The sequence below is a fragment of the Methylovulum psychrotolerans genome, assembly GCF_002923755.1.
GTDB lineage: Bacteria > Pseudomonadota > Gammaproteobacteria > Methylococcales > Methylomonadaceae > Methylovulum > Methylovulum psychrotolerans.
In genome coordinates this window covers 446,731-454,574 of sequence record NZ_PGFZ01000003.1, presented here as the reverse complement: position 1 = coordinate 454,574, position 7,844 = coordinate 446,731, and the positions used below count along the sequence as shown (strand labels likewise).

Annotated in this window: 7 protein-coding genes and 1 riboswitch; of the genes, 3 read left to right on the top strand and 4 right to left on the bottom strand. The window is 50.4% G+C overall.

The annotated features are described in order from the left end of the window. Positions 1-375: 375 nt before the first annotated feature. Positions 376-657 (top strand): hypothetical protein, encoded by a 282-nt coding sequence (locus tag AADEFJLK_RS25095; RefSeq protein WP_146054553.1) that lies wholly within the window; start codon positions 376-378, stop codon positions 655-657. A gap of 53 nt (positions 658-710) precedes the next feature. On the opposite strand, the gene thiC is transcribed toward AADEFJLK_RS25095, so the two are convergent. After that, a complete protein-coding gene (thiC, locus tag AADEFJLK_RS10115) occupies positions 711-2,585 on the bottom strand; it encodes a phosphomethylpyrimidine synthase ThiC (protein ID WP_088619167.1) in 1,875 nt (624 codons plus the stop codon). Positions 2,586-2,614: 29 nt separating this feature from the next. Continuing rightward, positions 2,615-2,715: riboswitch (TPP riboswitch) on the bottom strand. A 527-nt stretch (positions 2,716-3,242) separates the two neighbouring features. Between thiC and AADEFJLK_RS10110 the strand changes: the two genes are divergently transcribed. Next, positions 3,243-4,601, top strand: a complete 1,359-nt coding sequence (locus AADEFJLK_RS10110) for a cytochrome C (RefSeq protein ID WP_088619168.1) — start codon at positions 3,243-3,245, stop codon at positions 4,599-4,601. Positions 4,602-4,835: 234 nt separating this feature from the next. Then, complete coding sequence (locus tag AADEFJLK_RS10105; RefSeq protein WP_088619169.1) at positions 4,836-5,576, top strand: hypothetical protein; 741 nt, start codon at positions 4,836-4,838, stop codon at positions 5,574-5,576. A gap of 226 nt (positions 5,577-5,802) precedes the next feature. Here the strand turns inward: AADEFJLK_RS10105 and AADEFJLK_RS10100 are convergent, their stop codons facing one another. The 3 genes from AADEFJLK_RS10100 to AADEFJLK_RS10090 form a co-directional block, all read right to left on the bottom strand. Further along, on the bottom strand, positions 5,803-6,108 hold the full coding sequence (locus tag AADEFJLK_RS10100) for a hypothetical protein (RefSeq protein ID WP_103974155.1): 306 nt from the start codon (positions 6,106-6,108) through the stop codon (positions 5,803-5,805). Positions 6,109-6,203: 95 nt separating this feature from the next. After that, positions 6,204-6,947, bottom strand: coding sequence for a YecA/YgfB family protein (locus tag AADEFJLK_RS25550; protein ID WP_249028014.1), 744 nt, complete (start codon positions 6,945-6,947; stop codon positions 6,204-6,206). 61 nt (positions 6,948-7,008) lie between these two features. Further along, on the bottom strand, positions 7,009-7,551 hold the full coding sequence (locus AADEFJLK_RS10090) for a hypothetical protein (protein ID WP_103974154.1): 543 nt from the start codon (positions 7,549-7,551) through the stop codon (positions 7,009-7,011). Positions 7,552-7,844: the final 293 nt, after the last annotated feature.

Genomic DNA, 7,844 nt, shown 5'->3' with positions numbered 1-7,844 from the left:
GCGCAATAGCCGCCACAAGCACCCACACACATTATTTCGATCCGGTCTGTTAAAGAGCGTCGGGGCTGTCACCCCGGCTAAGTCCGACTATTATACAGAGCCAAACCAGCTTGTCAAATCTTTTTTTCGTGCCGTTTTGAAGCAGGCTTCAAAACGGCACCGGGGCAACCAACCCGCCCCCTTTCCGCCCCGTGGGGCGCTTCACGTTTCCGGTGAAGAGCCGACTATTATACTGACTTCCCCCCGTCCGTCAAACCCTTTCGCTATTTATTTTTCTTTTTCTTCCCTTCACCATTCCTATTAAACCCAATATCATTGTTTATTAAAGAATTTCATTATCCATCCCCTGCCGCAAAAACTGCGCAAAGCCCGGCAATGTCGGCACTCGCTTCATCAGCAAAACAAGCCTATCTGTGCACTATTTTTTTCTGCCGACAACGGCAACGCTTGCCGACCGCCTTCGATTGGCGTAAACAGCCTTGGCAAGTAGAGAGGAAACAGCGCAGAAAACAGCAGCAACAGACACTAAACCGCGCCCCGCCCCATTTTTTATGGCTTAATCGGAGAAAAGGCGAAATCACAGCTATCTATATAGCCAAAAGGAGGATTGCCGTTAACCAGCAAATGCAGACAAATCCAGAGCGGATAAGAAAATAAGGGGAGATAGCCGGACGCGCTAACGCATCCGGCTAAAATGACACGGCAGAGGACTATACCTTATGGTAAATGTCCGCGCCTTCTTCAAGGAATTGCTTGGACTTTTCATCCATACCCGTCTTTAAGGCTTCCGCCGCATCTTCAATGCCTTTTGCCGCCGCATAATCGCGGACATCTTGGCTAATTTTCATCGAACAGAAATGCGGGCCGCACATCGAACAGAAATGGGCGACTTTCGCCGATTCTTTCGGCAGCGTCTCATCATGGAATTCACGGGCTTTTTCAGGATCAAGGCCGATATTAAACTGGTCTTCCCACCGGAACTCAAACCGCGCCTTCGACATGGCGTTATCCCGCGCTTGCGCACCCGGATGGCCTTTCGCCAAATCAGCGGCATGGGCGGCGATCTTATAAGTCACAATCCCCTCACGCACGTCTTGTTTGTTAGGCAAGCCCAGATGCTCTTTCTGGGTGACATAACACAGCATCGCGCAACCGTACCAACCAATGTTCGCCGCGCCTATCGCCGAGGTGATATGGTCATAGCCGGGGGCAATATCGGTGGTCAACGGCCCTAAGGTATAGAACGGGGCTTCGCCGCACTCTTCCAACTGCTTTTCCATATTGACCTTAATCATGTGCAAAGGCACATGGCCAGGGCCTTCAATCATGGTTTGGACATCATGCTGCCAAGCGATTTTAGTCAACTCGCCCAAGGTTTCCAGCTCGCCAAATTGCGCCGCATCGTTAGCGTCGTAAATCGAACCGGGACGCAAACCGTCACCTAAAGAGAAAGACACGTCATAAGCCTTCATAATTTCGCAGATTTCTTCAAAATGCGTGTACAAGAAGCTTTCGGTATGGTGCGCCAAGCACCACTTCGCCATAATCGAACCGCCGCGCGAGACGATACCCGTCATACGTTTGGCAGTCAGCGGCACATGGTGCAAACGCACCCCGGCATGGATAGTAAAATAGTCCACGCCCTGCTCGGCTTGCTCGATCAAGGTATCGCGGAAAATCTCCCAGGTCAGGGCTTCGGCTTTGCCGCCGACTTTTTCCAAGGCCTGATAAATCGGCACCGTACCAATCGGCACGGGGGAATTGCGCAGAATCCATTCGCGGGTTTCGTGAATGTTTTTGCCGGTGGACAAATCCATAATGGTATCGCCGCCCCAACGGATGCCCCACAGCATTTTCTCGACCTCTTCCTCTATAGAAGACGTCACCGCCGAATTGCCCAAATTACCGTTAATCTTCACCAAGAAATTACGGCCAATAATCATCGGCTCCAATTCTGGGTGGTTGATGTTAGCGGGAATAATGGCGCGGCCCCTGGCGACTTCGGAGCGGACAAATTCAGCGGTGATCACCTCAGGGATGGATGCGCCAAACGAATCGCCCGGATGCTGACCCTTCCACAACTCGCGCATTTCTTCCATCTTTTGGTTTTCGCGGATGGCGATATATTCCATCTCCGGTGTGATGATGCCCTGACGTGCATAATGCATTTGTGAGACGTTATGGCCGGCCTTAGCGCGGCGCGGCTTACGGATATGCTCAAAACGCAAGTGTGCGGTGGCCGGATCGGTCAAACGTTGCAAACCAAACTCTGAAGAGGGGCCAGTCAGCTCTTCGGTGTCGTTACGCTCAGCAATCCAAGCGGCACGCACGGAACGCAGGCCTTTTTTCAAATCCACATCGACATTGGGGTCAGTGTACACGCCGGAGGTGTCGTAAACATACAGCGGGGGATTTTTTTCGGCCCCAAAATGCACGGGGGTGTCCGATAGGGTAATCTTGCGCATCGGCACCTGAATATCAGGACGGCTACCTTGCACATAGATTTTTTCTGAGGCAGGGTAAGAATCTATCTTGACACTGCTGGCCGCCGACTCGGCGGGTTGCTCTTTGAGAACTGCGCTCATTTTCTTCTCCAAAACATAAAATAAAGCGCAGGAAGTCTTGCGGGCTTTCCTACGCTGGTATTAACCAGAGTCAGGTTCAAAGGGTTTATCTCAGCCGCTTGCTAAACAAGCAGCACCCCTAGCCTTTACCGATGTTGGCCTAAGTTAAAGGAAAAAATAACAGATTGCAAGTAGGGCCCAAGCTTAGGCCTATAAATGTTATCAAACCGTATAAAAAATAGCGTATTGGACAAATTTTCAATAGCTCTGCTGACTTACCGGTAGCCACTATGACTAAGCTAGGCGCAGCACAACCTAACCCTGCCAGAACAGACATTTTATATGCCTATCCCAACGACCCTGCAATAATCGTCAATCAAACCTTAAAAACCCTACTTATTTTGCAGGCTTTATTATGACCCAACCGAAAAAATGAAAAAAATAATTATATATCAATATCTTATAAAAATGGCATAGTTAATGCTTTTAGGTGGGTATCGTATTATCCCCACAACGCCTGACGCAAGCCCATTCCATTCATGCCCGCTTGCAAAGATCATCACAAAAGCGGCCTATAGGCAGGTGAGCGGAACCAAAGCCAGCACCACTGAACTTGTCGGCGTATGGGGGGATTAACTCAACAGTATTTCGCTTATTCCTCCTACTTAAGGCTATATTATGCAAAACACACTTAAATCCCCCCTACGGCCACAACCGCTATTGGCCGCGTGGCTGGTAATGATGTCGGCGATTGTCCTCAGTATCAGCGATGCTAAAGCGGTACCGAGCTTTTCCAGACAGACCGGCATGTCATGCAGCCAATGCCATACCCAATCCTTTGGCCCCAATCTGACCCCGGTCGGGCGGGATTTTAAGCTCGGCGGCTATACCATGACGGGCGGCAGCGGCCCCAATGCCAAATTGCCCCCCATCAGCGCGATGATAGTCGGCTCCTTAACCCATACTGACAAAGCCCAAGATCCGGCTAATCTACAACCGGGTTACAGCAAAAACAATAACTTCACCTTTGACGAAGCCTCATTATTCTACGCCGGACGGATTTTTGACAAAGTCGGCGCGTTTAGCCAATTCACTTATGATGGTTATGCCGATAGCGTTGCCTGGGATAATGCCGATTTCCGTTTCGCGGACCAAACCGAAATCGCCGATACCCCAGTAACTTACGGTATCTCATTAAACAACAGCCCAACCGTACAAGACTTATGGAATACCACCCCGGCCTGGGGCTTCCCTTACACAGGGTCTGGCGTACAACCCGGCATAGCCACTGCCGCATTGATTGACGGCGGCTTAGGCACAGCCCAAGTGGGCGGCGCGACCGCTTACACCATGATTAACAACCTGGTCTATCTGGAAGTCGGTGCCTATGATTCGTTCTCCAGAAACTTGCAACGCGGGTGGGCAGGTGTGTTAAGCGACTCCTACATCAAACTGGACGGCCCCGCGCCCTACTGGCGTACCGCCTTGCAATACGACACCAAAGGCCACTTTTTTGCCGTCGGCCACTACGGCATGAGTGCGGATGTGTTATTGCCCAATTCGTTCGGCACTCCCAGCAGCGGCGCTGACCATTATACGGATGTCGCCTTTGATGCCACTTACCAATATATGGCCAATCCTAAGCATATTTTTGAAGCCAAAACGACCTACATCTACGAAGACCAAAACTTCGCGGTCAGCCGGACGGGCGGTACGGGCAGCACCGGGCTTAACACCTTTAAATTCAACGCGGCTTATACCTTTGACCAAACTTATGGCGTAACCTTTGCGTATAACAAACTCACCGGCTCGCGCAACAGCAATGTCTACCCTGACTTTGCTTCCTACAAGCCTAACAGCGAATACTTTACCGCCGAACTGGTCTATGTGCCGTTTGGCAAAGCCAAATCGCTGTTAAATCCCTGGCTAAACTTGCGCACCAGCCTACAATATATCGGCTATTCGCAATTTGACGGCACCAGCCAATATGTCAACGGCAACAATACCTTTATGGTGAATGGCTGGTTGGCTTTTTAAGCACTGACTCTGGGCGGCAACCATACGCTGCCCAATCAAGAACCCTTTGGGGCGTATTTTTCGCAGTGTGAAAAATACGCCCAGACACCAAGCCCGTTACCCCGTTTTATAAAACCCATAAGCGCGTAACCCAAAACCAGACGCAGGCACTAGCACAGGAACCAATCGCCCCGCGCCCCATCAAAGTTGCTAGCTACCCCCATCTAACCCCCTTCTTTCCCTTCAGGCATTACCATGGCTCCAGAACGCTTCCGACGCTTTAAAGACATTTCCGTCAGTGAACGTATTTTAAATACCGTTTTCCTGCTCACCATCGGCCTCGGTTATCTGGCGGCCCTGGCTAACTTGTATTACACCCACCAAGGCCTGGACGGCAAAGCGGGGCTATCGATAGAAGATGTTGTTATCAGTTACCACGGCTCCACCACCCAAACCCGTTTAGGCACGGCAATCAAAGGCATTATGAAGCCCAATCTGAGATATGCGTCCGACGGACAAGTGATTGAAGAATGGATTAGGGCGGGCGCAGAAGAACCTGAGTACACCGATAAAATTGCCCCCATCTTAAACCGCGATTGCGTCATTTGCCATACGCCCAGCATCAACCCTACCCTACCCGATTTGACTAACTACAAAGGCGTAGCGGAAGTTGCCCACGGCGGCGGCGCCACCATACCGACTTTAGTACGCGTCTCGCACATCCATCTGTTTGGCATCGCCTTTATCTTATTTTTTATCGGCAAAATATTTTTATTGTGCGACATCAACATGTATCTCAAACGCATCGCCGTTGTGATCCCCTTTGCCGCCATGCTCTTGGACGTGGTGTCTTGGTTCATCACTAAATCCACCCCCTCATTTGCCTATGTAGTGGTTATCAGCGGAACGCTTATGGGGATTTCTATGGGAATGCAGATCGTCATCAGCATTTATCAGATGTGGTTTTATTCGCGGAAATCTGAGGTAGGATGTTAAGCGCGGTCTAACATCTGACAAGAGGCTTAAAGCCCAAAAGGCAAGCGATGCCAACGTCAAAAAGCCGTTCGTGGAACTCCTGTCGAACCATAAGCGGCTTGTAGCCTTGGCCACTTGTAGAACTATAATCGTCCAACGCGCCGACAAAGCTTAAGCATGAAGCGGGCGTAGCCCGCTCCTAAACGTCCTTGGCAGTACACCGTACTGGGTTTTAAGCATTGGCTGCCTATTCGCGGTCAACCGGATCGCCCGCTTCCGGGTTAGGCACACTACCCGCATCAGTGTCATACGTTTCGGCATCCCTATCAGGGACGGCTTGGGCGGGCTTACCCGTCGCATCCAAATCCTCCGCCGCATCTTGGGCATCATACTGGGGATTAGCGGCAGGCTCTGACCGCGCTGACAGTTTCGGCTCAACCGCCTTAGCTGCCCTTGCCGATTCTTGTCCTGCCGCTGGGCTGTTAACCTCTTCCTCGGCATTGTCACAACCGGACAAACACACCAGCAACACCCACATCGCAGACATTTTCATACCGTACCCCTGCTTAACTAGCCAACCCAAAGAAAGGCAAAGCCAAGGCCGGGCCAGCAAAAGCCGTTGCCCGACCCTTTACCGCCACTAACGCCTTACGCTGCCCCGCAGCATTTCTTAAACTTCTTACCACTACCACAATGGCAAGGCTCATTCCGCCCCAGCTTCACCGCACTGACCACCGGTGCGGTTTTCGCCGCCTTCGCCACCATCACCTTAGTACCATACAACTGCAAGGTATTAACGGCAATCGGCACATTCGGGAACAGCGACGCGGCCAGCATATCGTCGTTAGGCTCTTGGCCTTGTTCAACAATCAGCTTTTTCAGCTCAGCGACTTTCAACGGATCAAAGTTACTGAAATCCTTAGTGACCATACAGACAAACAGCTTCGCGCTATTGCGTACCGCCAACAAATCCTGATCGCCCGCGCGTAAGCGCTCGCCTTTCTTGCCCAACCAGAACTCTTCATTAATCAACAGGCCGATATAAAAGCCTTGGCACCAACCGAATGCCGACTCCGCCATCGCTTCATCTAACTGCTCAAAATCGTAAGGGAACACCAATTGGTTATTTACAAACAGCTCATGGTACGCCTCATGCACCGAGGCCGCCGTCGCGTCCAAACCATAGATCTGGTCTTCGGTTAAAGGCGGACGCTCACCGTAAAACAACGCCGACAACCAGACTAAGGGGTTGCTTTTATTCGGTGTAATCATCTGCGCGAAGAACAGGCCACGGATCTCATCAATGCCCAGATGACTGTCTTCGTCAACAATAGAAGCCAAACAGTTCGCCAAACTCCCTTCAAGGTTGCTCAATAAGTCTTTATCAATCATAAGTCTTTATTTTAATTATTATAGGTTTATTAAAAAATCACCGTCTGCCAAAGCCAAGCACTTACTGCAAAGTCGGTTTTGAATACAAATTCGTAAACAGGCGCACCACCACAAACAACATGGTTTTAGTCAAATCCACTGTACTGTCATCACTTTGCGTGTCAGCCGCCAAATCGTCAACGCCTTCGTTTAAAAATTGCAACAAGGCATTTTGCGCTATTTCGTTAGCCTTGGGCTTAAAAAAATCTTCCTTCATCTTTTGGCTGCGCTTGTCATTGACAAAACGGCCTTCCATCAACGGCTTCAACTCCTTATCCAACAAGCCCGCCTGACGCTCCATCCAGGTCGGGTCATCCTTAAACTTCGGCATCGCCCCGAACACTTTCTTGTAAACGCAAGCGACATCAAAACATAAATCCATAAACAAATTCGCCATATCTTCATTGCGTTCGGCAATAATCGACGGAAAAGTTTTGAACACCGTTTGGAAAAACATCGGTTGGTCAATCTCCATCTGAATCATCGTGCGCTTGCCGCTCTCCTGATCCTGGCTTCTGGCATATTCCAGAGCTTGATAAAGCTCCTGTGTATAAAGTGAGTGCATCGTTATCCTGTCATTTATAGGTAAAATAAACGCCTATCATATCATGAGCAGCAACGTTTCCTCTTTTCCACACGCCTCGTCACCGCCAATAAATTAGCGGGGGAACCTGCCCCTTACAAGTGTAGGTTTTTAAAAAGTGACGGGGCAAAGCGTTGAGAGTAAATTAAGGGGAGTCGCTATTTTTGCGAAAGATTGCTTCGGCATCCTTGCCGGTCAATCAGCAAAAATCACGCGACCGCTTATGCCTTCGGCTGCCCCAGCCGTCCTGGTCACTCGCTCGCCACCCAACAAGG

Excerpts from the sequence above, each read along its gene's own strand:
- AADEFJLK_RS10100 (WP_103974155.1), bottom strand. The coding sequence starts at position 6,108 with ATGAAAATGTCTGCGATGTGGGTGTTGCTGGTGTGTTTGTCCGGTTGT.
- AADEFJLK_RS25550 (WP_249028014.1), bottom strand. The coding sequence starts at position 6,947 with ATGATTGATAAAGACTTATTGAGCAACCTTGAAGGGAGTTTGGCGAAC.
- AADEFJLK_RS10090 (WP_103974154.1), bottom strand. The coding sequence starts at position 7,551 with ATGCACTCACTTTATACACAGGAGCTTTATCAAGCTCTGGAATATGCC.
- AADEFJLK_RS25095 (WP_146054553.1), top strand. The coding sequence starts at position 376 with ATGTCGGCACTCGCTTCATCAGCAAAACAAGCCTATCTGTGCACTATT.
- thiC (WP_088619167.1), bottom strand. The coding sequence starts at position 2,585 with ATGAGCGCAGTTCTCAAAGAGCAACCCGCCGAGTCGGCGGCCAGCAGT.
- AADEFJLK_RS10110 (WP_088619168.1), top strand. The coding sequence starts at position 3,243 with ATGCAAAACACACTTAAATCCCCCCTACGGCCACAACCGCTATTGGCC.
- AADEFJLK_RS10105 (WP_088619169.1), top strand. The coding sequence starts at position 4,836 with ATGGCTCCAGAACGCTTCCGACGCTTTAAAGACATTTCCGTCAGTGAA.